General features: G+C 65.8%; 23 protein-coding genes. 6 read left to right on the top strand and 17 right to left on the bottom strand.

The annotated features are described in order from the left end of the window. Positions 1-3: 3 nt before the first annotated feature. Positions 4-1,236: an acyl-CoA dehydrogenase family protein gene (locus E2I15_RS24575; protein WP_038388024.1), complete on the bottom strand. Its 1,233-nt coding sequence runs from the start codon at positions 1,234-1,236 to the stop codon at positions 4-6. 122 nt (positions 1,237-1,358) lie between these two features. Here E2I15_RS24575 and E2I15_RS24570 point away from each other — a divergent pair, with 122 nt between their 5' ends. Further along, the gene (locus tag E2I15_RS24570; RefSeq protein ID WP_137482651.1) at positions 1,359-2,264 is read left to right on the top strand and encodes an alpha/beta fold hydrolase; all 906 of its coding nucleotides are present in this window, start codon (positions 1,359-1,361) and stop codon (positions 2,262-2,264) included. Positions 2,265-2,401: 137 nt separating this feature from the next. Here E2I15_RS24570 and E2I15_RS24565 read toward each other — a convergent pair whose 3' ends face one another. Continuing rightward, the gene (locus E2I15_RS24565; protein ID WP_246668335.1) at positions 2,402-2,848 is read right to left on the bottom strand and encodes a nucleoside deaminase; all 447 of its coding nucleotides are present in this window, start codon (positions 2,846-2,848) and stop codon (positions 2,402-2,404) included. Between the two features lie 140 nt (positions 2,849-2,988). Here E2I15_RS24565 and E2I15_RS24560 point away from each other — a divergent pair, with 140 nt between their 5' ends. Both E2I15_RS24560 and rsmD read left to right on the top strand, forming a co-directional pair. Then, positions 2,989-4,995, top strand: a complete 2,007-nt coding sequence (locus E2I15_RS24560) for a pseudouridine synthase (protein WP_137482653.1) — start codon at positions 2,989-2,991, stop codon at positions 4,993-4,995. 6 nt (positions 4,996-5,001) lie between these two features. Then, complete coding sequence (rsmD, locus tag E2I15_RS24555) at positions 5,002-5,556, top strand: 16S rRNA (guanine(966)-N(2))-methyltransferase RsmD (protein WP_137482654.1); 555 nt, start codon at positions 5,002-5,004, stop codon at positions 5,554-5,556. A 136-nt stretch (positions 5,557-5,692) separates the two neighbouring features. On the opposite strand, the gene mutL is transcribed toward rsmD, so the two are convergent. Then, positions 5,693-7,504, bottom strand: a complete 1,812-nt coding sequence (gene mutL / locus E2I15_RS24550) for a DNA mismatch repair endonuclease MutL (protein WP_137482655.1) — start codon at positions 7,502-7,504, stop codon at positions 5,693-5,695. Positions 7,505-7,736: 232 nt separating this feature from the next. On the opposite strand from mutL, the gene E2I15_RS24545 reads away from it, so the two are divergent. Continuing rightward, a complete protein-coding gene (locus E2I15_RS24545) occupies positions 7,737-8,057 on the top strand; it encodes a ribbon-helix-helix domain-containing protein (RefSeq protein ID WP_016848007.1) in 321 nt (106 codons plus the stop codon). A gap of 102 nt (positions 8,058-8,159) precedes the next feature. On the opposite strand, the gene E2I15_RS24540 is transcribed toward E2I15_RS24545, so the two are convergent. The 4 genes from E2I15_RS24540 to E2I15_RS24525 all read right to left on the bottom strand — a co-directional run bounded on the left by E2I15_RS24540 (position 8,160) and on the right by E2I15_RS24525 (position 11,150). Continuing rightward, positions 8,160-9,728 carry a GMC family oxidoreductase gene (locus E2I15_RS24540; protein ID WP_137482656.1) on the bottom strand — a complete coding sequence of 523 codons (1,569 nt, stop codon included), beginning with the start codon at positions 9,726-9,728 and terminating at the stop codon, positions 8,160-8,162. Positions 9,729-9,746: 18 nt separating this feature from the next. Beyond that, complete coding sequence (locus E2I15_RS24535) at positions 9,747-10,295, bottom strand: gluconate 2-dehydrogenase subunit 3 family protein (RefSeq protein WP_137482657.1); 549 nt, start codon at positions 10,293-10,295, stop codon at positions 9,747-9,749. Positions 10,296-10,433: 138 nt separating this feature from the next. Continuing rightward, positions 10,434-10,829: a VOC family protein gene (locus E2I15_RS24530; RefSeq protein WP_137482658.1), complete on the bottom strand. Its 396-nt coding sequence runs from the start codon at positions 10,827-10,829 to the stop codon at positions 10,434-10,436. Continuing rightward, the gene (locus E2I15_RS24525) at positions 10,830-11,150 is read right to left on the bottom strand and encodes a c-type cytochrome (RefSeq protein ID WP_244981161.1); all 321 of its coding nucleotides are present in this window, start codon (positions 11,148-11,150) and stop codon (positions 10,830-10,832) included. Between the two features lie 389 nt (positions 11,151-11,539). On the opposite strand from E2I15_RS24525, the gene E2I15_RS24520 reads away from it, so the two are divergent. Next, a complete protein-coding gene (locus tag E2I15_RS24520) occupies positions 11,540-11,845 on the top strand; it encodes a hypothetical protein (protein ID WP_038388017.1) in 306 nt (101 codons plus the stop codon). Between the two features lie 264 nt (positions 11,846-12,109). On the opposite strand, the gene arfB is transcribed toward E2I15_RS24520, so the two are convergent. The 8 genes from arfB to E2I15_RS24480 form a co-directional block, all read right to left on the bottom strand. Beyond that, complete coding sequence (gene arfB / locus E2I15_RS24515) at positions 12,110-12,529, bottom strand: alternative ribosome rescue aminoacyl-tRNA hydrolase ArfB (RefSeq protein ID WP_137482659.1); 420 nt, start codon at positions 12,527-12,529, stop codon at positions 12,110-12,112. Between the two features lie 327 nt (positions 12,530-12,856). Continuing rightward, entirely contained in the window at positions 12,857-14,221 is a 1,365-nt protein-coding gene (locus E2I15_RS24510; RefSeq protein ID WP_170991735.1) for a M16 family metallopeptidase, read from the bottom strand. Continuing rightward, positions 14,218-15,606, bottom strand: coding sequence for a M16 family metallopeptidase (locus tag E2I15_RS24505; RefSeq protein WP_137482661.1), 1,389 nt, complete (start codon positions 15,604-15,606; stop codon positions 14,218-14,220). The genes E2I15_RS24510 and E2I15_RS24505 overlap by 4 nt, the downstream gene beginning before the upstream one ends. 155 nt (positions 15,607-15,761) lie before the next feature. Beyond that, entirely contained in the window at positions 15,762-16,493 is a 732-nt protein-coding gene (locus E2I15_RS24500) for a hypothetical protein (protein WP_137482662.1), read from the bottom strand. A 102-nt stretch (positions 16,494-16,595) separates the two neighbouring features. After that, entirely contained in the window at positions 16,596-17,117 is a 522-nt protein-coding gene (gene lspA, locus E2I15_RS24495; protein ID WP_137482663.1) for a signal peptidase II, read from the bottom strand. Further along, positions 17,090-20,089, bottom strand: a complete 3,000-nt coding sequence (gene ileS / locus E2I15_RS24490; protein WP_137482664.1) for an isoleucine--tRNA ligase — start codon at positions 20,087-20,089, stop codon at positions 17,090-17,092. The genes lspA and ileS overlap by 28 nt, the downstream gene beginning before the upstream one ends. A gap of 426 nt (positions 20,090-20,515) precedes the next feature. Next, a complete protein-coding gene (locus E2I15_RS24485) occupies positions 20,516-21,067 on the bottom strand; it encodes a sugar O-acetyltransferase (protein ID WP_170991737.1) in 552 nt (183 codons plus the stop codon). After that, positions 21,064-22,035 (bottom strand): bifunctional riboflavin kinase/FAD synthetase, encoded by a 972-nt coding sequence (locus tag E2I15_RS24480; RefSeq protein WP_137482665.1) that lies wholly within the window; start codon positions 22,033-22,035, stop codon positions 21,064-21,066. The genes E2I15_RS24485 and E2I15_RS24480 overlap by 4 nt, the downstream gene beginning before the upstream one ends. A gap of 212 nt (positions 22,036-22,247) precedes the next feature. Between E2I15_RS24480 and E2I15_RS24475 the strand changes: the two genes are divergently transcribed. Continuing rightward, positions 22,248-22,643 carry a response regulator gene (locus tag E2I15_RS24475; protein WP_016844467.1) on the top strand — a complete coding sequence of 132 codons (396 nt, stop codon included), beginning with the start codon at positions 22,248-22,250 and terminating at the stop codon, positions 22,641-22,643. Positions 22,644-22,910: 267 nt separating this feature from the next. Here E2I15_RS24475 and E2I15_RS24470 read toward each other — a convergent pair whose 3' ends face one another. Next, on the bottom strand, positions 22,911-23,765 hold the full coding sequence (locus E2I15_RS24470; RefSeq protein WP_137482666.1) for a TIGR01459 family HAD-type hydrolase: 855 nt from the start codon (positions 23,763-23,765) through the stop codon (positions 22,911-22,913). Between the two features lie 15 nt (positions 23,766-23,780). Beyond that, positions 23,781-25,193 (bottom strand): EAL domain-containing protein, encoded by a 1,413-nt coding sequence (locus E2I15_RS24465; RefSeq protein WP_137482667.1) that lies wholly within the window; start codon positions 25,191-25,193, stop codon positions 23,781-23,783. Positions 25,194-25,282 lie beyond the last annotated feature (89 nt).

Genomic DNA, 25,282 nt, shown 5'->3' with positions numbered 1-25,282 from the left:
GGGTCAGAGCAAGTCCCCGCCCGCCGCTGACGCCGTGGTGCCGTGCTCGCGGAACGCCTTGATGACGTTCTTGCCGATCTTCCACTTGTGCACCTCGTCGGGGCCGTCGACCAGCCGCTGCGAGCGCACCTGGGTGTACCACTTCGCCAGCGGCGTATCCTGGCTGAAGCCGAGCGCGCCGTGCAACTGGATCGCGGTGTCGATCACCTTGTGCACCATGTGGGCATGGAAGATCTTGGCGATCGAGTTCTCCTGGCGGATGTCGAGGCCCTTCTCCGCCTTGTAGGCGATGTGCAGCAGCATCAGCCGGCCGATATAGAGCTCGCTCGCGCAGTCGGCGAGCATGAACTGCACCGCCTGGCGGTCGGCCAGCAGCTGGCCGAAGGTCGAGCGCTTGGTGACATGGGCGGCCGCCATGTCGAGCGCGCGCTGCGCCTTGGCGACGTTGTGCATGCCGTGGCGCAGCCGGCCGTAGGCGAGGCGGTGCTGCCCCATGTTGAAGCCGTTGCCCTCGCCGCCGAGCAGATTGTCGGCGGGCACCTTCAGATCCTTGATCTCGATCTCGGAGTGGCCGCCATGGATCACGTCGTCATGCGGACCCTCGATCGCCATGTTGGCGACGTTGCGCTTGATGCGGTAGCCGGGGTTGGGCAGCTCGACGATGAAGGTCGAATACTGCTTGTGGCGCGGCGCGTTGGGATCGGTCTTCGCCATGACCAGCGCGAGGTCGGCGACGCTTGCCGACGAGGAGAACCATTTCTCGCCGTTGAGGATGTAGTTCTCGTTGCCGTCCTTCACCGCCGTGGTCTGCATGCCGGTCGCGTCGGCGCCGGCGGCCTTTTCCGTCATCGAGAAGCAGATGCGCTTCTCGCCGTTCAGCAGGGGCTTGAGGAATTTTTCTTTCTGGTACTCGGTGCCGTGCGCCAGGATCGTCATCATCGAGGCGTCGTCCGGTCCCTGCGTGTTCATCGAGAGCGCGCCGAGCATGCTCTCGCCGAGCTCCATCTGCACCAGGGCGTTGGCGAGCGGGCCGAGGCCCATACCGCCATACTCCTTCGGCACGAATGGGCACCACAGGCCCTGCGCGCGGGCCTTCTTCCGCAGCGGTCCCAGCACCTCGGCAAGCGGCTTGGTGTCGAGTTCCTTTTCCGCCGGAATACACTCGTCGTGCACGAATTTGCGAACCTTCTCGCGGATCGCCTTGGCCTCGGCCGGAATCTCGAAATCGATCGACATGGCACTTCCTCGTTTCGTGTTGTTGTTGGCTGGACTTGAGGATGGCATAAACCTCGCCAAAGCCAGCGGCAACGCCGAACAAAGTTTGAAGCAGCGCGGCCGCGACAGGGAAGGAGCTACCGATGCCCGATCTCGCTGATCTTTTTCCCGGCTATGCGTCCAAATGGATCAACACCTCGCAGGGCCGCATCTTCGCCCGCGTCGGCGGCAAGGGCCCGCCATTGCTGCTGCTGCACGGCTTTTCCTCGACGCACGTGATGTGGCACACGGTCGCGCCGAAACTCGACGATGCCTTCACGCTGATCATCGCCGACCTGCCGGGCTACGGCTGGTCCGACATGCCCGACAGCGACGAGGACCATACGCCCTACACCAAGCGGGCCTGGGCGAAGACCATGGTCGAGGTGATGGAGCAGCTTGGGCATGTGCATTTCGCGCTCGCCGGTCACGACCGCGGCGGCCGGGTGTCGTACCGCCTCGCGCTCGATCATCCCGGCCGGCTCTCGAAGCTTGCGGTGCTCGATATCGCGCCGACCTATGACTACTGGCAGAAGCTCAATCGCCTGTCGGCGCTGAAGATCTATCACTGGGCGTTCCTGGCGCAGCCCTATCCGCTGCCCGAGACGCTGGTCTCCAGCAATGGCGAATTCTTCCTCAAGGAGAAGATGGCGAGCCAGACCAGGACCAAGACGCTGGAGGCGATCGATCCGCGCGCGCTCGCGCACTACCTTGCGCCATTCCGCGATCCCGCGCGCATCCATGCGATGTGCGAGGACTATCGCGCCGGCGCCTATGCCGACTACGAGATCGACAAGGCCGATGTCGATGCCGGCAAGAAGATCACGGTCCCGATGCTCGCATTGTGGGGCGATGCCGGCGTTGCCAGCGCGGCAACGACGCCGCTCGATACCTGGAAGACCTGGGCAACCAATGTCAGCGGCGCGCCGGTGGCGTCGGGGCACTTCCTGCCCGAGGAGGCTCCGGACGCGACCGCGAAGCTGCTGCGGGAGTTTTTCCTGGCGGGGTAGCCACAAGCTAAGCTGTCATGCTCGCGAATGCGGGTATCCAGTACGCCGCGGCCCCTCGATTGATCACTGCGGTCTCTGGAATACTGGATCATCCGCTTTCGCGGATGATGACAGTGGTGAGGAGGCGCGAGCGCGCCCTACCTTCGCGCCCGGAAAAAATCCTTCAGCAGTGTCGCCGCCTCGGTCTCGCCGACCGCGCCATAGACCTCCGGCACATGGTGGCAGGTCGGCTGCGCGAAGAACCGCACGCCCGACTCGACCGCGCCGCCCTTGGGATCGGCGGCGCCGTAATAGAGCCGGCGGATGCGGGCGAAGGAGATTGCGCCGGCGCACATGGTGCAGGGCTCCAGCGTCACGTAGAGGTCGCAATCGACCAGCCGCTCGGTGCCGATGGCCTCGGCGGCCTGCCGGATCGCGACGATTTCCGCATGGGCCGTCGGATCGCGGTCGGTCAGGGTGCGGTTGCCGGCGGTGGCGATCACCTCGTAGCCCCGCACGATCACGCATCCGATCGGAACCTCGCCGGCTTTTCCGGCATTTTCCGCGGTTTTTAGCGCCAAATCCATGAAAGAGGGGGCAGACATGCCTCGTATCATCGGAAGAAACCTGCTAGTAGCGTCGCCTTCAGCAGAAGTGGATGCCGGTTTTGCGCCAATCGCGCCCAGATGGCGCGCGTATCGCCGGTTGCCCTGCGCCCCAATTGAACCTCCAGGCGAGAACATTCATGCCCCGCGACAGCGACAAAAACAACGATTCCCGCGGCCGGCGGGACCGGGGGGCGCCCGGGAAGGGTCGTTCCGGCGGCTCCCGCGGATCGGACAAGCCGTTCGGCAAGCGTAGCTTCGGCGGCAAGGGTGATCGCGGCAAGGGTGATCGCGACAAGCGCTCGTTCGGCGACAAGGGCGAGGGCCGCTCGTTCCGCCGCCGCGAGGACGGCGATGCGCCGCGCCGCGATTACGGCGACCGGCCGCGCTTCAAGCGCGACGACCGCGGCGAGGGTGGCGGAAAGCGCCCGTTCAAGCCGCGCGGCGAGCGCCGGGACTTTGATGCGGGCGATCGTCCTCAGCGCGGTGGCGCGCGTTCGGAAGGCCGGTCATCCGACCGCAAGTTCGGCGAGAAGCGGTCCTATGGCGATCGCGAGAAGCGTCCCTACACGCCGCGTGGCGAGCGTGACGGGGAGAAACGTTCCTACGCGCCGCGCGGCGAGCGCGCCGAGCGCAAATTCGACGACCGGAAGTTTTCGCGCGGCGATCGCGACAAGTCCTCCTTCCGCGACAAGGGCGAAGGCCGCCCGTTCCGCCGCCGCGAGGACGGCGATGCGCCGCGCCGCGATTTCGGCGATCGGCCGCGCTTCAAGCGCGACCGCGATTTCGAAGGGCGCGACCGCAGCGACGAGAAGCCCTGGCAAAAGCGGAATCGCCAACCGCGCGACGATCGCGGCGGCGGCGACCGTCCGCGATTTTCCAGGTCCCGCGACGATCGTGAGCAGGGTGATCGTCCGAAGTTCGGTCGGCCGCGCTGGAGTCGCGACGAAGACGCCGGCGATCGCCGCGACAATCGCCGGCGCGAGCGGCCCGAAGGCCGCACCGACTGGCAGGAGCACCCGCGCAGCGAGGGCCGCTTCTCCGACCGGCCGCGCCGCGACAATGAGGACGACAGCAGGATCTTTGCGAAGCGCCCGGCCTTCGGCGGCCGGGGGGCCTATCGCGAACGCGCTTCCGACGATCGGCGCGAGCGTCCCGAGCCGAAGCCGAAGAAATCCGGCGAGCGCATTGCGAAGGTCTTGGCGCGCGCAGGTCTCGCCTCGCGCCGCGATGCCGAGGAGATCGTCACGCAAGGGCGCGTCACCGTCAACGGACGCGTGATCAACTCGCCGGCGCTCGATATCACCGAGAACGATGTCGTGGCGGTCGACGGCAAGCCGTTGCCGCCGCGCGAGCGGACGCGGCTGTTCATGTATCACAAGCCGCGCGGGCTGATGACGACGCATGCCGATCCCGAGGGGCGGCCGACCGTGTTCGACAATCTGCCCGAAGGATTGCCGCGGCTGATCTCGATCGGGCGGCTCGATTTCAACACCGAGGGCCTGTTGCTGCTGACCAATGACGGCGGCCTGGCGCGGACGTTGGAGCACCCCGACACCGGATGGCTGCGCCGTTACCGCGTGCGCGCGCATGGCGAAGTGACGCAGGGCCAGCTCGATCAGCTCAAGGGTGGCATCGAGGTCGACGGCGTCAAATACGGGCCGATCGACGCGACGCTGGAACGCGACCAGAGCGCCAATGTGTGGGTGGTGTTCGCGATCCGCGAGGGCAAGAACCGCGAGGTCCGCAACGTGATGGCGCATCTCGGGCTCGAGGTGAACCGCTTGATCCGGATTTCCTACGGCCCGTTCCAGCTCGGCGAGCTCGAAGAGGGCAAGGTCGAGGAGGTCAAGACGCGGGTGCTGCGCGAGCAGCTCGGCGAGAAGATCGCCAAGATCGCGGGTGCCGACTTCACGCGGCCGGAGCAGCGTGACGCCGGCAGCAGTGACGATGCGCCCGCCAGGAAGCCGAAGCCTAGCAAGCGCGAAACCATCAACGATCGCAAGGGCCGCCGCGTGCTGGTGCAGCGCACCGGCAGCGAGGAAGCCCGTGCCCGCAATGAAGACGAAGCGAGCGGCTACGGCCCGCCGCGCCGTCCCAAGCGCGGCTATCACGGCAAGCGCGATCTCAAGCCGCGGGACGAGTAACGGTCGATGCGCGTCGTCGGGGGCAGGCTGAAGGGCCGCAATCTCGCTTCGCCTGCGGGCCGCGAGATTCGTCCGACCGCGGACCGGCTGCGCGAGTCCGTGTTCAACATTCTGATCCACGCGTACGACAATCCGATTGAGGACGCGCGCGTGCTCGATCTGTTTGCCGGCACCGGCGCACTTGGCATCGAGGCGGCCTCGCGCGGCGCCAGGTTCACGCTGTTCGTCGACAATGGCGCCGAGGCGCGGGCGCTGCTGCGCAACAATGTCGAGTCGCTCGGCCTCGGCGGCACGACCAAGGTCTATCGCCGCGATGCCACCGATCTCGGACCGGCGCATCCGGTCGAGCCGTTCTCGCTGGTGTTTCTCGATCCGCCCTATGGCAAGGGGCTCGCTGAGAAGGCGCTCGCCTCGCTGCGCGACGGCGGCTGGCTGACGCCGGGCGCGCTGCTCGTGGTGGAAGAGGCAAAGGCCGCGGCGTTCGCGGCGCCGGATGGCTTCGAGGAGCTCGAGCGGCGCGCCTATGACGACACGGAATTCGTCTTCCTTCGCCGAACGTAATGGTGCCGCTCGTTATGCTGTCGTCACCCGCGCATGCGGGTGATCCAGTACGCCGAGGCCTCTCGATTGATCACGATCGTCGCGGCGTACTGGATCGCCCGGTCGCGCCGGGCGATGACAGTTGTGCGTGGGGTGGCTACCGCCGACCGAACAGCTTCTCGATATCGCTCAGCTTCAATTCGACATAGGTCGGGCGGCCGTGGTTGCACTGGCCGGAGTTCGGCGTGTCTTCCATCTCGCGGAGCAGCGCGTTCATCTCTTCCGGCTTGAGGCGCCTTCCGGCGCGGACCGAGCCGTGGCAGGCCATGGTGGCGGCGACGTGCATCAGCCGCCGCTCCAGCGGCAGCGCCTCGTCCCACTCGGCCATGTGCTCGGCGAGGTCGCGCAACAGCCCGGCCGCGTTGGCCTTGCCGAGCAGCGAGGGCGTCTCGCGCACGGCGACGGCGCCGGGGCCGAAGGATTCGATCGCGAGCCCGAACGACGCCAGCTCCTCGGCGCGGTCGAGCAGCTTCTCGACGGTCGCCTCATCGAGCTCGACGATCTCCGGGATCAGGAGGATCTGCCGCTGCACGCCGTTCCTCGCCAGCGAGGCCTTCAGCTTCTCATAGACGATGCGCTCATGGGCCGCGTGCTGGTCCACCACGATGAGGCCGTCGCGGGTCTGCGAGACGATGTAGGTCTCGTGGATCTGGGTGCGCGCGGCGCCGAGCGGCCGGTCGAGCATATCGGGCGCGGCCTCGAAGCGCACATCGGCGGTCGGCGTACCGACGTCGAAGGCGGCCTGTCCGGGCTCGGCGAAGGCGGGCGCCGCCGCGCCGTCGAACGCGCGCATCGGACCAGCCGGATAGGACGGCGAGCCGCGCCAGTCCCAATTGCCCGGTCGCGGCGGCGTGAAGGCCGGCCGAAATGCCGAGAGCGCCGCGCCATCGGCGGTGTTGGCCGCAGTGCGCCTGCCTTCGCGCGCGAGGCCTTCCTTCAAGGCGTGCACGATCAGTGCGCGCACCAGGCCGGCATTGCGGAAACGCACCTCGGTCTTGGCCGGATGCACATTGGCATCGACCTCTTGCGGGTCGCAGGTCACGAACAGCGCCACGACAGGATGGCGGTCGCGCGGCAGGTAGTCGGAATAGGCCGCGCGCACCGCGCCGAGGATCAGCTTGTCGCGCACCGGGCGGCCATTGACGAACAGATATTGCCCGAGCGCATTGGCGCGGGTCAGCGACGGCGCGGCGGCAAAGCCCTCGACCACGATGCCCTCGCGCTCGGCACGCACCTCGATCGCACTGGCGCGAAAATCCGCACCCAGGATATCGCCGAGCCGGGTCAGCCGGCCGGCGGCGCCGGGCAGCGCCGCAGCCCAGGTGACCGGCGCGCGCTCTTCGCCGGCCAGCGTGAAGGCGATGTCCGGGCGCGCCATGCCGAGGCGCCGCACCACCTCGCGGATCGCCTCCGCCTCGGTGCGGTCGGTCTTGAGGAATTTCAGCCGCGCCGGCGTGGCGTAGAAGAGTTCGTTGACCTCGACGCGGGTGCCCTGGCCGAGCGCGGCCGGCATGACCTCCGACTTCTCGCCGCCTTCGACCGACAGCGACCAGGCATGCGGCTCGCTGGCATGGCGCGTGGTGATGCCGAGTTTTGCCACCGCGCCGATCGAGGGCAGCGCCTCGCCGCGGAAGCCGAGCGTGCGGATGCGCAACAGGTCCTCGTCGTCGAGCTTGGAGGTGGCGTGACGGTCGACCGCAAGCGCGAGGTCGGCGCGGGTCATGCCGCCGCCATCGTCGGTGATGCCGATCCGGCGCCGCCCGCCGCCATCGGTGAAAACGTCGATCCGGCTGGCGCCGGCGTCGATCGCGTTCTCGACCAGTTCCTTGACCACGCTCGCGGGGCGTTCGACCACTTCGCCGGCGGCGATGCGGTTGACGAGCTGTTCGGGAAGCTGGCGGACGGGCATGGATTGGACGTTCGGAGGGCGATTCGAGGCTGGCCGGTACTATAAGTCGCCGCGCCGGCAAATGCATGGGACCGATATGGCGGCCGGATGCGGATTGGGGATGAGTCCGGCCTATCGTCTTGAAGACGCTTGGCTTCGGCGGCCGGCGCGTTACGCCCTACGTCCCGATTGTGGGGCCGCGCTCACAGGTATATCGTTTAGAAAAATTATAAGTTCTCGCCGGAGGAACGCCATGTGCCATCTTTTCGCGCATCAGCCGCAACGCGACTATGAATCGCAGACCCGATCGTTGCGGATCGACGGCCATTGTACCTCGATCCGGCTGGAAATGTCGTTCTGGGATACGCTGGAGGAGATCGCGGCCAAGGAAGGCATGACGCTGGCCAAGTTCCTCACCACGCTGCACAACGAGGTGCTCGATCATCACGGCGAGGTGAACAATTTCGCCTCGCTGCTGCGCTGCTCCTGCCTGATCTACCGCGCCAAGGCGAATGCGCCGGCAGTGGTCCCGGACTATCGCGGGGCGGCGGCGATCATGGATGCCGCGGAATAGCGTCAGCCGCAATCCATCGCGGAAAGAGAAAAGCGGCCTTGTCCTGTTGGGCAAGGCCGCTCCAGTGAGAGGGGAATTGTATTTTCTTGCTGGATCTCCTCGCTAAATCTCCTTGCGCTGCATCGCGCCGGCGATGTGGTCGGCCTGGCGGATCGCCAGCGACACGATCGTCAGCGTCGGGTTGCAGGCAGCACCGCTCGTGAACTGGCTGCCGTCGGAGACGAACAGGTTCTTGATGTCGTGGGTCTGGCCGAACTTGTTGACCACGCCGTCGCGCGGCTTCTCGCTCATCCGGTTGGTGCCCATGTTGTGGGTCGAGGGATAGGGCGGCGTCGGATAGGTGACGGTGGCGCCGACCGCCTCATAGACCGCGGAGCCCTGCTTGTAGGCGTGATCGCGCATCGCGACGTCGTTCGGATGATCGTCGAAATGCACGCTGGCGACCGGCATGCCGAACTTGTCCTTGATCTTCGGATCCAGCGTGACGCGGTTGGTCTCCTGCGGCATGTCCTCGCCGACCAGCCACATGCCGGCCATCCGCGGATAGCCCTCGATCGCGCTGGTGAAGCTGCGTCCCCAGGCGCCGGGATTGAGGAACGCGGCCATGAAGGGCAGGCCGAGCGACAGCGTCTCCATCTCGTAGCCGCCGACGAAGCCGCGCTTCGGATCGTTCTTCGCCTCGTCGCGGATGATGCCGGCCATCGTGGTGCCGCGATACATGTGCACCGATTTCTCGAAGCTCGCATAGACGCTGCCGGTCATGTGCCGCATGTAGTTCCGGCCGACTTGGCCGGATGAATTGGCGAGCCCGTCCGGGAACATGCTGGACGCGCTGTTGAGCAGCAGTCGCGGGCTCTCGATCGAGTTGCCGGCGACGGCGACGACGCGGGCCTTCTGGCGTTGCATGGCGCCGGTCGAGTCGGCATAGACCACGCCGGTGACCTTGCCGGACTGGTCGTGCTCGATCTTGATCACCATGCTGCCGGGACGCACTTCGAGATTGCCGGTGGCCTCGCCCTTCGGGATCTCGGTGTAGAGCGTCGACCATTTGGCGCCCGACTTGCAGCCCTGGAAGCAGAAGCCGATCTGCTGGCAGGAGCCGCGGCCGTCGCGCGGCTCGCTGTTGATCGCCATCCGCCCGGTGTGCACTTCCTTGTAGCCGAGCTTCCTGGCGCCGGCTTCCATCACCTTGAAATTGTTGTTGCCGGGCAGTCCGGGAATGCCGTTGGTGCGGGTGACGCCCATCTTGTCCTCGGCCTTGGCGTACCACGGCTCCATCTCGGCGAGCGTGATCGGCCAGTCGATCAGGTTGGCGCCGGGAATGGCGCCATAGGCCGACTTGATCTTGAACTCGTGCTCGTCGAAGCGCAGCGAGGCGCCGGCCCAATGCGTGGTCGAGCCGCCGACCGCCTTCACGATCCAGGCCGGCAGGCCAGGAAAGTCCTGGTGGACGCGCCAGCTGCCCGAGGTCGAGCGCGCGTCGGACCAGGCGAGCTGGGTGAAACTGTCCCATTCATCGTTGATGAAGTCCTGGTTCTCGATGCGCGGGCCGGCCTCCAGGATCACGACCTTGACGCCCTTCTGCGCCAGTTCATTGCCGAGCGTTCCGCCGCCGGCACCGGAGCCGACGATCACCACAACGCCGCTGTCATTCAGATCGAATTTTGCCATTGTTTCCTCCCGACCCGTTCAGACTTTCGGCAGCCAGTCGATATCGGCAAAGCCGCGCTTGATGTAGCCGCCATGCTCTGCCGAGGAGCCCTCGTAGCCGAATCGCGGCCACACCTCCTTGTTGTTGTAGATGGAGACGATGAGGTCGCCGCGGATCTTCTGGAAGAACGCGCTTTGCTCGATCTGTTGCAGCAGCGCGACGCGGTCGTTTTCCCAGGCGATCTGGACATAGGGCATCTTGTGGCGGTCATTGGCGGCCTGATCGAGCCTCGTGACGCCGTCATTGATCAGCGACTTGACCGCCGGATCCTTCGCAGCCTTCTCATCATACGGCTTGACCGCCGCGATGTAGTAGCTGTCGCCGAGGAAATCGTGCGGATAGATGTCGCGTGCCATCTTGAGCAGCGTCTTCAGCGTGGCCGGCGTCAGCGTCGTGGCGCCTTCGGCCCATGCATCGGTGATGCCGAGCCCCGTCGAGGTCGCGATCGCGACTGCGGGTGCGGTCACGGCCGCGCCTTTGAGAAAGACACGGCGGTCATATTTGCTGCGTCGATCGATTTCTCTCATGGGTTCCTCCGTCAATTTTTATTTGTGCAATTGCCTTGTTGTCTGAGCATGCTCTTTTTGCTTGAGCATGATCTCCGCGCAAACGCGTTCCGCGTTTGTCGCGAGGGAAAACCGGTCTCCACTTTTCCGGATCATGCTCTAGCCGAAGCGCCCGCCGCGCTGGATCACCTCGATCTTGTAGCCGTCGGGATCGGAGACGAAGAAGAAGCGCGCCAGCGTCTTGCCGTCATGCTTGAAGTCGCGCAGCGGCCCGGGCGACAGTTTCTCCTCTTCGAAGCGCGCGTGCTCGGCATCGACGTCATCGACGATGACGGCGAGATGGCCGTAGCCGTCGCCGAGCGTGTAGGGCTCCTTGCGATCGAAATTGACCGTGAGCTCGACCTCGAAGGGCGAGGAGGGGTGGCGCAGATAGATCAGCGCGAAATCGGGGAACCTCAGATTGTCCGCGATCTCGAGGCCGAATGCGCGCTGGTAGAAGTCGAGCGCTTTGGCTTCGTCGAGCACGCGGATCATCGAATGCACGGGTTTCGCCATTCAGTTCAGCTCCTTCAGATAGGCGATGATCATGGCGCGGGTTTCCGGCTTGGCCTGCCGGTAGGCCATCACGGCGCCCGGGATCACCTCCTGCGGATTGCTCAGCCAGGCATCGAGCCTGGCGTCGTCCCAGACGAAATCGGCCTTGCTGAAGCCCGCGGAATATTTGAAGCCGTCGGCCTTGCCGGCGTGGCGGCCGACGATCCTGTAGAGCGACGGTCCCTGCCGGACGGCATCCGACATGTTGGTGGTGTGGCAGGTCGCGCATTGCTGCTTGAACAGCGTCGCCCCATCGGGCGGCTTGGCGGCGGGCAAGGGCATCTGCGCGCCGGCCATTTGCACTGCAAGCATTGCGCTGCAAAATCCCAGCCCCAACGTCCACCTTGCGCGCAGCTTTGTCATCTACATCACCGCCTCTGTGCGGTGACTGTAGGAGGCTGAAATCCGCCGTTGGTAGTAGCGGGCTGTTTCACAGCAGAACAAAGCTGGGCGGTGATCTGGCGCGGAACCGGTGGTTGCCGCATATGCGGACGACAATTTCGCAAAATGACCGCGAAATCCCTGCACGATCACCACACGACGCAGCTTGCATCTTGCGTGCGCCGTTTGCGGAAAATGCAGTCTCGCGCGATGGGGTTCAGGGTCGGCGCTGCAAACGGCGCACACCTGCGCCGCTCCTCCATCGTCAATTAAAATCCCAGGAGAAATGGATGACGTTTGCAAAAACCAGCGTGCTCGCCCTTGCCATCTCGGCCGCGATGGCCGGCCCGGTCCTGGCACAGGGGACGACTGCACCGGATACCCAGCTTCGTGGCGGTGCACAGGGCAGAGGTACCATGCAGCAGGGCGGCGGCATGTCCGGCAGCGGCGATGAGGAAATGGCGGCGCAACCAGGCGCGCCGACGCAGAAGAGCGGTGCCACTGCCAAGTCGGGCAGCAAGGGAACGGTCGGCAGCGGACGCACGGCACCGAAGTCGGGCGGTTCCGAGATGGCGCCTGCAACCAAGAAGTACTGAAGTACGAGAGCCTTCGCGGTTCTGATTGATCAGAACCAAAGCTCAAGCTTCTTGTTCTGATGCGTTCCTTCGCGCGAACCGGCATCCGCTTCGCGCGAAAACGCGTCTGGTTACGCTGACCGGATCCCGGATGCAGTGCCGCGTGCGCTGCGTCCGGCGTTCCCTGGAGCATGATCCGGAAAAGTGGAAACCGGCTTTCCGAAAAGATCATGCTCAAACAAGGAGATGAGATCACGATGCGTTTCCGTGGAAACGCATCATGATCTAGTCGTCGAAACGGCGCGCGCCGCGCCCTGCCTTGATGTCGCTGCGCCGCTTCTTGCCCTCGAGCCGGCGCTGCTTGGAGCCGAGCGTCGGCTTGGTCGGCCGCCGCGGTGTCGGCCGCACCATCGCCTCCTTCAACATCTCGAGCAGCCGCTCGATCGCATCAGCGCGATTGCGTTCCTGGGTGCGAAAGCGGAAGGCGTGGATCACGATCACGCCGTCCTTGGTCATGCGGCTGCCGGCGAGCCGCGCCAGCCGCTGCGCGGCGTCTGCCGGCAATGCAATCTTGTTGGCATCGAAGCGAAGCTGCGCCGCGGTCGAGACCTTGTTGACATTCTGCCCGCCCGGACCGGAGGCGCGGACAAAGACGATCTCAATGTCGTTCTCGTCGATCGTAAGGTCGCGGGACACCCGCAGCATGACATCACCCATGGAGGGAAGAATCGGCAGGCCGCAGGATAGCGGGTTTGCGGTGGATACGCTTGGGGTGCGACTGCGGTCAGCGTGCGCGGCCACCCCTCTCCCCGACCCTCCCCCGCAAGGGGGGACGGAGCCCATCCGCCTGTGCGTCCATAACGTTCCAGACTTGGGCTAACGTTCCAGACTTGGGCTTCGGTTGCGATGCAGATGGAGGCACGATGTGAGGTGGGCACGCCTCTCAGGCTCCCTCCCCCCTTGCGGGGGAGGGCGGGGAGAGGGGTGGCCACAACGGTGGTGTCTGAAGAAGCGGACGCCCGCCGAAACGCGTCAGTTGGCCTTCGGCGGCGCCGACACCGGCTGCGCCGCGGCTTGCGGGGCGCGGCCGACGATTGCGGTGAGCAGGCCGTTGCCCCAGAGCCGCTTGGCGACCCGCTTGGCATCGTCGAGCGTCACGGCGTCGACGATGGCGTTGCGCTTCTCGATGTAATCGATCGGCAGCTTGTCGAGCTGGTATTGCAGCATCGCCTGCGCGAGCTTGGAGGAGGTGTCGAGCGCCAGCATCTGCGAGCCCTTGAGGTAGGACTTCGCCTCGTCGAGCTCCTTCTGCGTCGGACCTTCCTCGGCGATGCGGCGGACTTCCGCTTCGATCGCATCGACGGTTTCGCCGGCGCGGTCGGCGCGGGTGCCGGTGTTGCCGATGAACAGCGCGGAGTGATCCATCCAGACCAGCGCTTCATAGATCGAATAGGCCAGTCCGCGCTTCTCGCGCACTTCCTTGTAGAGCCGCGACGACAGTCCGCCGCCGCCGAGAATGTGGTTCACCACATAGGCCGCCATGAAATCCGGGTCGTGCCTGGCGATGCCGGGGCCGCCGAAGGTGACGACGGTCTGCGGCACGTCGAGCGGGACGAAGGCGCGCTGCGGCGGCCTGGTCGCCACGACGTCGGGGACGGGCGTCAGTTCGGCCTTCGCCGGCAGGCCGCCAAAGGTCTTGTCCAGCAGCTTGCCGAGCGTATCGGGATCGACGTCACCGACCACGGCAACGCGCAGCGTATCCCTGGCGATGATGCGGCGGGTGTAGTCCTTGAGATCCGATATCTGGATGGTCGGCACGCTGTCGAGCGTGCCGGTGGCCGTCCTGGCATAGGGATGATCGCCGAATGCGAGCTCGAGGAACTTGCGGCCGGCGAGCGAGGATGGATTGGTCGATTCGCGACGCAGATTGGCGATCACCTGGGCGCGGATCCGTTCGACGTCCTTCGGCTCGAAATGCGGCGAGGTCAGCGCCATCCGCAACAGGTCGTAGGCTTCGTCCTTGTTGTCCTTGAGCATGCGCAGCGAGCCGCGGAATTGATCGCGGTTCGACTGGAAGCCGAGCTCGATGGCGCGGCGCTCGAGCCGCTCATGAAAGGTCTTGGAATCGAGATCGCCGGAGCCCTCGTCGAGCAGGTCGGCGACCAGATTGCCGACGCCGGGCTTGCCGGGCGGATCCTGGCTGGCGCCGCCGCTGAAGGAATATTCCATTGCGATCAACGGCACGGTCGCGTCCTGCACGAACCACGCCTCGATGCCGCCGGGCGATACCAGCCGCTGGATCCTGGCCGCGGCCTGCGAGGGCGCCGACGTCAGCGTCAGCAGCGCGGCGCAGGCGCCGCCGATCAGCGCCGCACGGCGGGTGAGGGAATAGATCACGAGCGCTTCTCCTCGCGTTTCGGCGCAGTATCCTTGATCAGATAGCCGGTCACCGACCGCTTCTTGTCGAGCCAGCTGGCGGCAGCAGCGCGCACCTGCTCGGCGGTGACGGCGCGAATGCGGTCCGGCCAGCTGCGGATATCCTCGATGCTGAGCCCGGTGGTCAGCGCGCCGCCATACCAGCGTGCCAGTGTCGCCTGGTTGTCCTGGGCGTAGATCGCCTCCGCGATGAGCTGGGTCTTGACCCGTTCGAGATCCTCGGCGCGCGCCGGGTTCTGCGCGAGATCGGCGATCACCTTGTCGATCGCGTCCTCGATCTGCGCGAACTCGACGCCGGGTTTCGGCGTCACCGAGATCGAGAATTGCGACGGATCGAGCGAGGTGCCCTGGTAGCCGGCGCCGGCCGAGATCGCGAGGCCCTTGTCGATCACCAGCGAGCGATAGAGATAGGAGTTGGCGCCGCCGCCCATCAGCTGCGCGAGCACATCGAGCGCCTGGCTCTCGCCCGCTGCCGCCGTCGTCGCCGAGGGCACGAGGTAATAGCGGCGCAGGCTCGGTTGCTCGACGCGCGGATCCGACAGCGTCACGGTGCGCGGCGCGGCCGGCGTCGGCTCCTGCGGCCGGACCCGCTTCTCGGGGATCGAATGCTGCGCCGGGATCGGGCCGAAATTCTTCTCGACCAGCGGGCGGATATCCTTGACGTCGACGTCGCCGGCGATGACCAGGATCGCGTTGTTTGGCGCGTAGAAGCGCCGGTAGAAGGCGAGCGCGTCCTCGCGGTCGAGCTTCTCGATCTCCTGGTGCCAGCCGATCACCGGCCGGCCATAGGGATGGTTGAGATAAAGCGCGGCCATGATCTGCTCGGTCAGCCTTGCATCCGGGTTGTTGGCAACCCGCATGTTGAACTCCTCGAGGACGACGTCGCGCTCGGGCAGCACGTTCTCGTCCTTGAGAATCAGGCCGGTCATGCGGTCGGCCTCGAACTCCATCATGGTGGGCAGCTGCTCGCGCGGCACGCGCTGGAAGTAGCCGGTGTAGTCAACCGAGGTGAAGGCGTTCTCATTGCCGCCGACGCGCAGCACGGTTTGCGAGAACTCGCCGGCCGGATGCTTGGCCGTGCCCTTGAACATCAGATGTTCGAGGAAATGCGCGAGGCCCGACTTGCCGGGCGTCTCGTCGGCCGAGCCGACCTTGTACCAGATCATCTGCGTCACCACCGGCGTGCGATGGTCGGGGATCACCACGACCTGCAGGCCGTTGTCGAGCGTGAAACTGGCGGGGCGTTCCGAGGTGACGGTGGTCTGGGCGCGGAGGCTGGCACCCGGCAGCGGGATGGTGGAAACGAATGCGGCAGCGAACAGGGCGATCGATCGGCGAGAGCGCATCATGGTCCTTGTGAAAGCCCGGACACACGGCCGGGGCGCGAAAGCAAGCCATCGTACACGGTCGTTCCCGTGCCCATGGTCACGAAGCGGAGAGACACCCGCCGCCCCGCATTAAGCTTTGCTCATGTCAGCCTTCGCCCGCCGAGGCCAAGCGATCACTGCACCGGTTTTCCGGTCATGACGTCGTACTGGCCCTCTTTCGCCATCGGCGCCTGCGGGCCGGTGCCGTAGGCATAGCCCGCGGAGGGGGTCTGGTAGCCCGGAGGCGGCTCGGTCAGGGATTCGCGGGTCGGCTCGCCCTTGAACGGCTTGGACTCGCTGCTGTTTCCCTTGAACATGCCGAGCAGGCCGCCGGTGTAACCGAGCTGGCTCGGCATCAGCGACGGATTGGTGCTCACGCCGGGCTCCAGCGGCTCCTTGCGGCCGTCGGTGGCGGTCTGCTGCTTGCGGCCCGCCTCGATCTCGGCCGGCGTCAACGCCACCGCCGACTGCCACGGCTCCTTCTTGACTTCCTTCTTGCGCGCCGCGATCGCAGCCTTGCGCGCCGCGATATCAGGGTCCTTCGGCCAGTTCGGCGCGTTGACCTGGGCGGTCGATGCCGGCGGGGGCAAATCGAGCTTCGGCGGCACCACCAGCGGCGAGCGCTCGCGGTAGTCGATGCCCTTGCTGGCCGCGCTCTTGGCGCCGAGCCCGGTCATCAGATTGTCGACGATCCGCTCTTCGAAGGTCAGGCCGTCGTCGCCGTCATCCTCATCGTCGCCGGCGCGCACCGGGCCGGCCGTCATGACAAGGCCGATCCCGGCTGCGACGAACGCCAGGCGGAGGCCGCGCATCAGCGGCAGCCGGGACGTCTCGATCAGGTAACCGCGGGCTTTGGTGTTGCGCATCGCGCCATTCCCATCTCAAATTTTCGCCAAAGCGATCACTGGCTTAGGCACAGTTCCGCTTGACACAGGTGTCGACCGCTGACCGGCTCGTATCGGCCGGGATCAGGGCGCTTTTACGGCGGGGGTCCCCACCAGGGAATCATACAATAGGGCTGCCACGCCAGCAACGATGGCTACGTCGGCAAGGTTGAAGATGTACCAATTGAAGGTTTTTCCCGCGATCTCGGCATGAAGCAGGGCAAAATCGACCACCGCGCCATAGGCGAAGCGGTCGATGCCGTTCCCGATGGCGCCGCCGATGATCAGGCCGAGCGACACCGTCGCGAGCCAGGTCCGCGACCGCGCCATCCAGATCGCCAAGGCGATCACGGCCGCGGCCTTGATCACCATCAGCAGGATCTGGGCCGCCGGGGTCTCGCTCTGGAACCAGCCGAAACTGATCCCTGGATTCCAGGCAAGCACCAGGTCGAAGAACGGCGTCACCCGCACCGGGGCGTGACGCGCGATATCCAGGACGTGGAGCAGCCAGAGCTTGGAGGCCTGGTCGGCGATCAGGGTGATGACCGCCGCAAGCACACCGGCGCGAACGGGCGAGCTCAAGCCGTGCCCCCCAGCGCCTTCCATTCGCGCAGCGCTTGCGCATCGCGCGGCGAGACGTCGGGATATTCGGGGTCCTCGCCCACCGTCGGCAGGATCTTCCACGAACGGGCGCATTTGGTGCCGACCGCCTTCTCGACCACGACCGCAACGCCAGGGACGGTATCGAGGCGGAAGGCGTTCGCCGGCGCCTCGCCCTCGCGCACCTCGTAATTCGAGGTGATGCAGACCTCGGCGAGATCGATGTCGAACAATGTGGCCAGCATCTGCCTGTCAGCGACGTAGATCACCGGCGATGCCTCGAGCGAGGAGCCGATCCGCTTGGCGGCGCGTTCGAGTTCGAGCGCGCCGGTGACGACGCGGCGGACGTTGCGGATCGTCTCCCACTTCGCGGCAAGCGCGTCGTCGCGGAACTGCTCGAGACCTTCGGGGAACAGGGTCAGATGCACCGAAGGCTCGGCGTTCGGCCGATACATCCGCCAGGCTTCGTCGGTGGTGAAGCTGAGGATCGGCGCCAGCCATTTCAGGATCGCGTCGCAGAGCAGATCGATCGTGGTCAGCGCCGCCTTGCGCGCCACCGAGGACGGTGGATCGCAATACAGCGTGTCCTTGCGGATGTCGAAGTAGAATGCCGACAGCTCGGAGTTCATGAAGGCCGCGAGGCTTGCGACCACGGTCTTGTAGTCGAAGTCGGCATAGGCCTTGCGGATGGTCTCGGCGTGGCCGGCGAGCTCGTGCAGCATCAGCCGCTCGAGCTCGGGCATCTCGGCAAAGGCGATCTTCTCGCTCGGCTTGAAATGATGCAGCGTGCCGAGCATCCAGCGGATCGAGTTGCGCAGCTTCCGGTAGGTCTCGATGGTGTTCTTGAGGATCTCCGGGCCGATGCGCTGGTCGTCGGCATAGTCGGTGGCGCAGACCCACAGGCGCAGGATATCCGCGCCGGAATCCTTGATCACCTTTTGCGGCTCGACGGTGTTGCCGAGCGACTTCGACATCTTGCGGCCGTTCTCGTCGAGCGTGAAGCCGTGGGTCAGCACGATGTCGTAAGGCGCGCGGCCGCGCGTGCCGGCGCTTTCCAGCAGCGACGAGTGGAACCAGCCGCGATGCTGGTCGCTGCCTTCGAGATACATCACGGTGTCGTTGCCGCCATCGACCTTGCGGACGATGCTGCCGAGCTGCGGGAAGTTCTGGCGGTCTTCCAGCACGAAGGCGTGCGTGGAGCCGGAATCGAACCAGACGTCGCAGATGTCGTCGACCTTCTTCCAGTTCTCGGACGCGCGCGACCCGAGGAAACGCTCGCGGGCGCCGTCCATGTACCAGGCGTCGGCGCCTTCCTCCATGAACGCCTCGGTGATGCGCTGGTTGACGACCTCGTCCTGCAGGATCTCGGCTGAGCCGTCGCTGTTCTCGCGCACGAACACGGCGATCGGCACGCCCCAGGCGCGCTGGCGCGAGATCACCCAGTCGGGACGGTTGGCGATCATGCCGTTGATACGGTTCTCGCCGGCCGGCGGCACCCATTGCGTGACCGAGATCGCGTGCAGCGCGCGGGCGCGCAGCGTGTCGCCCTTCTTCGCATGGCCGCTCTCGGCGATGGGCTTGTCCATCGCGATGAACCATTGCGGCGTGTTGCGGAAGATCACCGGCTTCTTGGAGCGCCAGGAGTGCGGATACTGGTGCTTGAGGCGGCCGCGCGCGAGCAGCTTGCCGGCCTCGATCAGCGCCTTGATCACGGCCTCGTTGGCATCGCCCTTCTCGCCCTTGTCGTTGAGCACGCGTTTGCCGGTGAAGCCGGGGGCATGCGCCGTGAAGGCGCCGTTCTCGTCGACGGTGTAGGGGATCGCGGTGTTGATGCCGCGCGCATCGAGCTCGCGGGTGTTGGCCGTCCAGACGTCGAAGTCCTCGCGGCCGTGGCTCGGCGCGGTGTGCACGAAGCCGGTGCCGGTGTCGTCGGTGACATGCTCGCCTTCGAGCAGCGGCACGATGAATTCGTAGCCGCCGCCAAAGCCCTTCAACGGATGCGCGCATTCCACGGCGTCCAGCGTGTCGCCGGGAATATCGCGGACCTTCTCATAGGACGTGACGCGGGCCTGCTTGAACACCTCGGCGGCGAGCGCGTCGGCCAGGATCAGGAGATCGCCGGTCTTCGCCCAGTTGTCCGCCGGCGCATCCGTCACCTTGTAGAGGCCATAGGCGATCTTCGGCGAGAACGAGATGGCGCGGTTGCCGGGCAGCGTCCACGGCGTGGTGGTCCAGATCACGACCGAGGTATTGGCGAGCGCGCCATGCGCCGGCGAGGTGACCGGGAATTTCACCCACACCATGTCGGAGGTGTAGTCCTCGTATTCGACTTCGGCTTCGGCCAGCGCGGTCTTCTCGACCACGCTCCACATCACCGGCTTCGAGCCGCGATAGAGCGTGCCGTTGGCCGCGAACTTCATCAGCTCGCGGGCGATCTGGGCTTCGGCCGGATAGCTCATCGTCTCGTAGGGATGATCCCAGTCGCCGATGATGCCGAGCCGCTTGAACTCCTCGCGCTGCACGTTGATCCAGTGCGTCGCATAGGCACGGCATTCCCTGCGGAACGCGACCATCGCGGCGGAGTCGCGGAAATCCGGCTTCTGCTTGCCCTTGGAGCGGTAGTTCTCCTCCTCGATCTTCCATTCGATCGGCAGGCCGTGGCAGTCCCAGCCCGGAATGTAGTTGGAGTCGAAGCCGAGCATCTGCTGGCTCTTGGTCACGACGTCCTTGAGGATCTTGTTCAGCGCGTGCCCGATATGGATGTTGCCGTTGGCGTAGGGCGGGCCATCATGCAGCACGAATTTGGCACGGCCCTCGGCCTCCCGGCGGAGCTTGTCGTAGAGGCCGATCTCGTTCCAGTATTTCAGGATTTCCGGCTCGCGCTGGGGCAGGCCGGCGCGCATCGGGAAATCCGTCTGCGGCAGGTAAAGGGTCTTGGAATAGTCGTTAGCGTCGGTCTTTTGCGGCTTGTCGGACATGAAAGCTCTGATTTGGCAGGTGCGGGCGCGGAAACGCGATCAATCGCGGGTGAAAACGGCGAAAGTCCCGGTCTTGCGCCGAGCCTTCAGGCTCAGGCGGAAGCCGGGCCGCTAATCCGTATGATGCGCCGCGAAAACATGGGGTTTCCATAGCAGCCGGACGGGGAAATCGCAAAGCCCCCGGTGGCCGGTAGGGCAATCGCATATGACGTCTGCGGCGAGCATCCGCGGGCCTCTCCCGCTTGCGGGGGAGGCCGACGCGCGCGAAGCGCGTGGCGGGTGGGGGCTCTCTCCACAAATATGACTTGCGGAGAGAGCCCCCCAACCCTCCCCGCAAGCGGGAGAGGGAGCCGACCGCCGATGCCATTCGAATTTCATATGCGACTGCCCCGCGGTGGCCCGTAGCGCCCGCGCGGATGGCGCGGCTCAGCCCTGCCGCGGCCGGGCCGGATTTCCGGCCACGATCGTGCCTGACGCGACGTCCCGCGTCACCACGCTGCCGGCCCCGACCAGGGCGCCGTCGCCGATCGTGACGCCCGGCAGGATGATGGCACCGCCGCCGATCCAGACGTCGTTGCCGATCCGGATCGGGCGGCCGAATTCCAGCCCGGCGCGGCGGGTTTCGGCATCGCGCGGGTGGTCGGCGGTATAGATCTGCACCGCGGGTCCGATCTGGGTCCGATCGCCGATCACGACCTCGACGACGTCGAGGATCACGCAATTGAAGTTGAGGAACACGCCATCGCCGAGGCTGATATTGCTGCCGTAGTCGCAAAAGAACGGTGGCCGGATCACGGCATCCCTGCCGACCTTGCGGAAGCGTTCGCCGAGCAGCGCGTGCAGCTCGGCCGCGGAGGAAGCGCCCGACGCATTGTAGCGCGCCATCCATTGTTCCGCCGCGGTATGGTCGGCGGCGAGCTCCGCATCCGGGCGATACAGCTCGCCCGCCAGCATTTTTTGCTTTTCAGTCCTGGTCAATCAATCATTCCGAGCTTGGGAAACGCGTCCGGCGCCGCCGCGAGGACCGCGCGCGCGGTGGCGCTGTCGTCATCCATCTGGCGTATCAACGCTTCGATGGTGTCGAATTTCAGCTCTTCGCGAATGAAACCGATGAATGCGACATCAAGCACCGCGTCGTACAGATCGCCCTTGAAGTCGAACAGGAACACCTCGAGCAGCGGCGCGCCGTTGTCGAAGGTCGGCCGGCGCCCGAAGCTTGCGACACCGTCGAACCGTTGCGCGCCCTTGCCGACCCGCACCGCGTAGATGCCGTGCTTCAGGCCGCAATGCTTGTCGAGGCGGATATTGGCGGTGGGGTAGCCGAGGTCGCGGCCGCGCTTCTCGCCGTGGATCACCTTGCCGGTGACGAACCACGGTCCGCCCAGCATCGTGGTCGCATCCGCGATCTCGCCCTCGGCGAGCGCCATGCGGATGGCGCTGGAGGAAACCGGGCGTTCCTCGATGTCGACATGGGCCTGCACATCGACCTCGATGCCGAGCCGCGGCGCTTCGCTGACCAGAAGGCTCGGCGAGCCGACCCGGCCCTTGCCGAAATGGAAGTCGTAACCGACCGCGATCCCGCTGATGCCGAGCCGGCCGATCAGGTCGTGGTGAATGAAATCCTGTGCCGAGGTCCCGGCGCGCGCCTTGTCGAAGGTCATCACGACGGCACCGGCGAGCCCGGTGGCCGCGAGCAGCCGCAGCTTGTTGGTCTCGTCCGTGAGACGGAATTGCGGGGTGTTCGGGCTGAAGAAGCTGCGCGGATGCGGCTCGAAGGTCACGGCGAGCGCGGGCACGCCGCGCGCTTTGCCCATCGCAAGCGCCGCGCCGATCACGGCGCGGTGACCGAGATGGACGCCATCGAAATTTCCCATCGCGACCACGGCGCCTTTCGGAATGGCGCTTGCGGGGGTGTTGTCGCGGATAACGGTAAAGCCGGTGCTCATGAGTGTATTCTTCAAGGATTCTTAAGCATGATTGGTGCGGGCCGGACCGTGACGCGGCGGCGGTGTGGAAGTCAAGGTAGCGAAAATCGCGTCAAATCCGTAACAATCCGGATTCAGGCGGTTAACGCGCTGTTTAACGGCTGCTGTTAGTCGTTGGCGGAAAGCTGCGTTTGTGCAGAAGCCAAGTTGCGTTTGTTGCTTTGGGGGGAAAGATGGCGGTTGATTTGTCCATGCCGGTTCTGGTGGTTGATGATTACAGCACCATGATCCGCATCATCCGGAATCTTCTCAAGCAGCTTGGATTCGAGAATATCGACGATGCCTCCGACGGCTCCGCGGCGCTGAACAAGATGCGCGGCAAGAAGTACGGCCTGGTGATTTCCGACTGGAACATGGAGCCGATGACCGGCTACGACCTGCTCAAGGAAGTCCGCGCCGATCCCAATCTCGCGACCACGCCCTTCATCATGATCACGGCGGAATCCAAGACCGAGAACGTGATCGCGGCCAAGAAGGCCGGCGTCAACAACTACATCGTCAAGCCGTTCAATGCCGCCACGCTGAAGACCAAGATCGAGGCGGTGTTCCCGGACATGGCGACGGCGTAAGGCGCCCCCTCATCTCGTTGGAAATTCTCGTCATGCCCGGGCTTGTCCCGGGCATCCACGTTTCTGGGGGTGACAATAAGGTGAGACGTGGGTAGCCGGGCATAGGCGAGCGGAAGCGACGCCTGCGGCAAAGGGGGCCTACACGATTTCGGAATATTAGAAGAATATCCCTGAGTTGCCCGACGTGTCAAGTCGCCTGGTCGACCGTCAGCCGCCGTCGGCTCCTTTGCATGGGGTTGTTTTCGATATTTTGTCTGTGAAGCGCCGCTACCACTTCAGCTCGCGCATCAGCGCGCGCGGCGGATGGCCGAACAATTCCTTGATCGAGGCCGCATCGAGCTGCTCGATGCCCTCGAACTGTTCGGAATGGATGCCGCGGGTGACGAACAGGAGATCGATGCCGAATCCGAGGGCGCCGGCGAGATCGGTGCGCACGGAATCGCCGATCGCGAGCACGCGGCCGAGCTCGGTCGGACGCCCGCGGCGCTCGGTCGCCAGCGCCATGGCGCGCTCATAGATCGGCCGGTGCGGCTTGCCGTAGAAGATCACCTCGCCGCCGAGCTCGCGATAGAGTTCGGCGACCGCGCCGGCGCAATAGATCAGCCGGTCGCCGCGCTCGACCACGATATCAGGATTGGCGCAGACCAGCGTGAGCTTGCGCTCGAGCGCCTTCAGCAGCGTGTCGCGGTAATCTTCGGCCGACTCGGTCTCGTCGTCGAACAGGCCGGTGCAGATGATGTAGTCGGCCTGCTCCAGCGGCACCAAGGTGGCGTCGAGGCCGCGGTGGATCGAGCTGTCGCGCTCCGGGCCGATCCAGAAGATCTTCTGGCCGGGATGATCGGCCACGAAGTGGCGCGTCAGGTCGCCCGAGGAGACGATCGCATCATAGGTCTCGTCGGCGACGCCGAGCTTGCGCAGCTGTCGCTGCACGGAATCGGCCGGCCGCGGCGCATTGGTGATCAGGATGACCGTGCCGCCGCGCTGGCGGAACGTGTGCAGCGCCTCGCAGGCCTCGGGAAAGGACTCGAGCCCGTTGTGCACGACGCCCCAGATGTCCGACAGCACGACGTCGACGCCGCCAATGAGATCGCGCAGCCGCTCTACGTAACGCAGCGAGGTCATGATGCGAATTGCCGGCTAATTTGGACCGAGGGCGCGGCGCGCCAGCGCGGCGCTGCCGGTTGCGCGCGGCGGGGCTGCGGGGCTGGAGACAGGGGCTGAAGTGCTGGCGCCATTAAGATCCTGGGGGTTGGTCTGCGGAGCCTCGGCGGTAGCAGATGCCCCCTCCGGCCGCAACGGCCGCGGCGGCGCGAACAGGAACCCCTGGCCGAACCGGACATCGTAGTCGAGCAGGTCGACCACCGAGCGTTCGCCCTCGATCCGTTCGGCGATCAGGTCGATGCCGTAGCGGCCGAGCAGGTCGGACAGATCGGAAGGATGGATATCTGACGTCGCGATCTGCCTGTCGTCAAGCAGCAGCGCTGCCGGCACCTTGATGAAGCGGACGCCGCGATCGGCGAGCTCGCGCGGCTCGAGGCGAAGGTCGCTGACATGGTCGATCGAGAACCGGTAGCCGCGCTGTGCCAGCGCCGCGAGATTTTCGCTCTCGGTCGGGCCGAGATTGCGGAAGGTCGCCTGCTTGAACTCGAGCACGAAGGATGGCGCCAGCGCGCGGTTGGCCTCGAGGAAGTCGAGACACTGGGTGAAATGCGCCGGGCTGGCGAGCGTCGCCGCCGAGACGTTGCAGAACACGCCGACATCCTTGCTGCGGATCATCAGGCGGCGCAGCACCTGGACGCAGCGAAGCATCACCATGTGATCGATGCGGCCGATCAGGCCGCCGGCCTCGGCCGCCTCGATGAAATCCTCGGCGGCCAGCACCTGGTCGCGCTCGTCGCGCAGCCGCGTCACCGCCTCGTAGTAGCGCACCTTGCGCTGCGGCAGCGTCACCATCGGTTGCAGGTAGATGTCGAGGCGGTTCTCGTCGACGGCCTGCTTGACCGCGCCAATGAGTTGGGTCTGGCTGCGCGAGACCTCCGGCACAGCCGCAGGCGTCGGCGGAGGCGCCATCACGACGGTCGGCGCCGGCGCAACCCGTTGCAGCACATCGTCGCGCGGGGCAGCGACCGGTTGCACCGCCGGGGCCGCCGCCAGCAGATCCTCATGATGGGCGACGGATGCCGCAAGCTGCCGTACCAGTCCGCCGAGCTCGCTGATCTCGCCGGCCATGCCCTGCATCCGGTCGGCGCCGGTGGAGTTGGCCGAGGCGACGCGGCCTTCGACCGCGGCCAGCCGGCGGCCGAACTCGGCGACCTGGCGGGCAAGGTCGGCGGTGCCGCGCGACAGATCCGCGATCTGGCCGCCGACGTCGCTGCGGTCGCGCAGCCGCATCGAGACCGCGTTGTAGAGGATCAGGCAGGTGAGGGCGGTGAGCGCCACGATCGCCGATTCCGACCCGCTGATGCCCGCCACCGAATACAGCACGAAGCCGAGCGAGGCTGCGACCAGCACCATGCAGATGGCGATGAAGATGGTCGAAATGCGAATCATGTCGCGCGCCCGCGCCCTCTGTCCGAACGTCCCCGGACCGCGACCTTAGCACCATTGTTGATTCGACGGGCCAGCGATCTTCGGAACCG

It is taken from the genome of Bradyrhizobium sp. BR2003 (genome assembly GCF_009720285.1).
GTDB lineage: Bacteria > Pseudomonadota > Alphaproteobacteria > Rhizobiales > Xanthobacteraceae > Bradyrhizobium > Bradyrhizobium elkanii.
The sequence above is the reverse complement of the archived record's forward strand: the minus strand, read 5'-3'. Positions and strand labels throughout refer to the sequence as shown.

Coding starts and splice junctions, on each gene's coding strand:
- E2I15_RS24575 (WP_038388024.1), bottom strand. CDS start 1,236: ATGTCGATCGATTTCGAGATTCCGGCCGAGGCCAAGGCGATCCGCGAG.
- E2I15_RS24570 (WP_137482651.1), top strand. CDS start 1,359: ATGCCCGATCTCGCTGATCTTTTTCCCGGCTATGCGTCCAAATGGATC.
- E2I15_RS24565 (WP_246668335.1), bottom strand. CDS start 2,848: ATGTCTGCCCCCTCTTTCATGGATTTGGCGCTAAAAACCGCGGAAAAT.
- E2I15_RS24560 (WP_137482653.1), top strand. CDS start 2,989: ATGCCCCGCGACAGCGACAAAAACAACGATTCCCGCGGCCGGCGGGAC.
- rsmD (WP_137482654.1), top strand. CDS start 5,002: ATGCGCGTCGTCGGGGGCAGGCTGAAGGGCCGCAATCTCGCTTCGCCT.
- mutL (WP_137482655.1), bottom strand. CDS start 7,504: ATGCCCGTCCGCCAGCTTCCCGAACAGCTCGTCAACCGCATCGCCGCC.
- E2I15_RS24545 (WP_016848007.1), top strand. CDS start 7,737: ATGTGCCATCTTTTCGCGCATCAGCCGCAACGCGACTATGAATCGCAG.
- E2I15_RS24540 (WP_137482656.1), bottom strand. CDS start 9,728: ATGGCAAAATTCGATCTGAATGACAGCGGCGTTGTGGTGATCGTCGGC.
- E2I15_RS24535 (WP_137482657.1), bottom strand. CDS start 10,295: ATGAGAGAAATCGATCGACGCAGCAAATATGACCGCCGTGTCTTTCTC.
- E2I15_RS24530 (WP_137482658.1), bottom strand. CDS start 10,829: ATGGCGAAACCCGTGCATTCGATGATCCGCGTGCTCGACGAAGCCAAA.
- E2I15_RS24525 (WP_244981161.1), bottom strand. CDS start 11,150: ATGCCCTTGCCCGCCGCCAAGCCGCCCGATGGGGCGACGCTGTTCAAG.
- E2I15_RS24520 (WP_038388017.1), top strand. CDS start 11,540: ATGACGTTTGCAAAAACCAGCGTGCTCGCCCTTGCCATCTCGGCCGCG.
- arfB (WP_137482659.1), bottom strand. CDS start 12,529: ATGCTGCGGGTGTCCCGCGACCTTACGATCGACGAGAACGACATTGAG.
- E2I15_RS24505 (WP_137482661.1), bottom strand. CDS start 15,606: ATGCGCTCTCGCCGATCGATCGCCCTGTTCGCTGCCGCATTCGTTTCC.
- E2I15_RS24500 (WP_137482662.1), bottom strand. CDS start 16,493: ATGCGCAACACCAAAGCCCGCGGTTACCTGATCGAGACGTCCCGGCTG.
- lspA (WP_137482663.1), bottom strand. CDS start 17,117: ATGGAAGGCGCTGGGGGGCACGGCTTGAGCTCGCCCGTTCGCGCCGGT.
- ileS (WP_137482664.1), bottom strand. CDS start 20,089: ATGTCCGACAAGCCGCAAAAGACCGACGCTAACGACTATTCCAAGACC.
- E2I15_RS24480 (WP_137482665.1), bottom strand. CDS start 22,035: ATGAGCACCGGCTTTACCGTTATCCGCGACAACACCCCCGCAAGCGCC.
- E2I15_RS24475 (WP_016844467.1), top strand. CDS start 22,248: ATGGCGGTTGATTTGTCCATGCCGGTTCTGGTGGTTGATGATTACAGC.
- E2I15_RS24470 (WP_137482666.1), bottom strand. CDS start 23,765: ATGACCTCGCTGCGTTACGTAGAGCGGCTGCGCGATCTCATTGGCGGC.
- E2I15_RS24465 (WP_137482667.1), bottom strand. CDS start 25,193: ATGATTCGCATTTCGACCATCTTCATCGCCATCTGCATGGTGCTGGTC.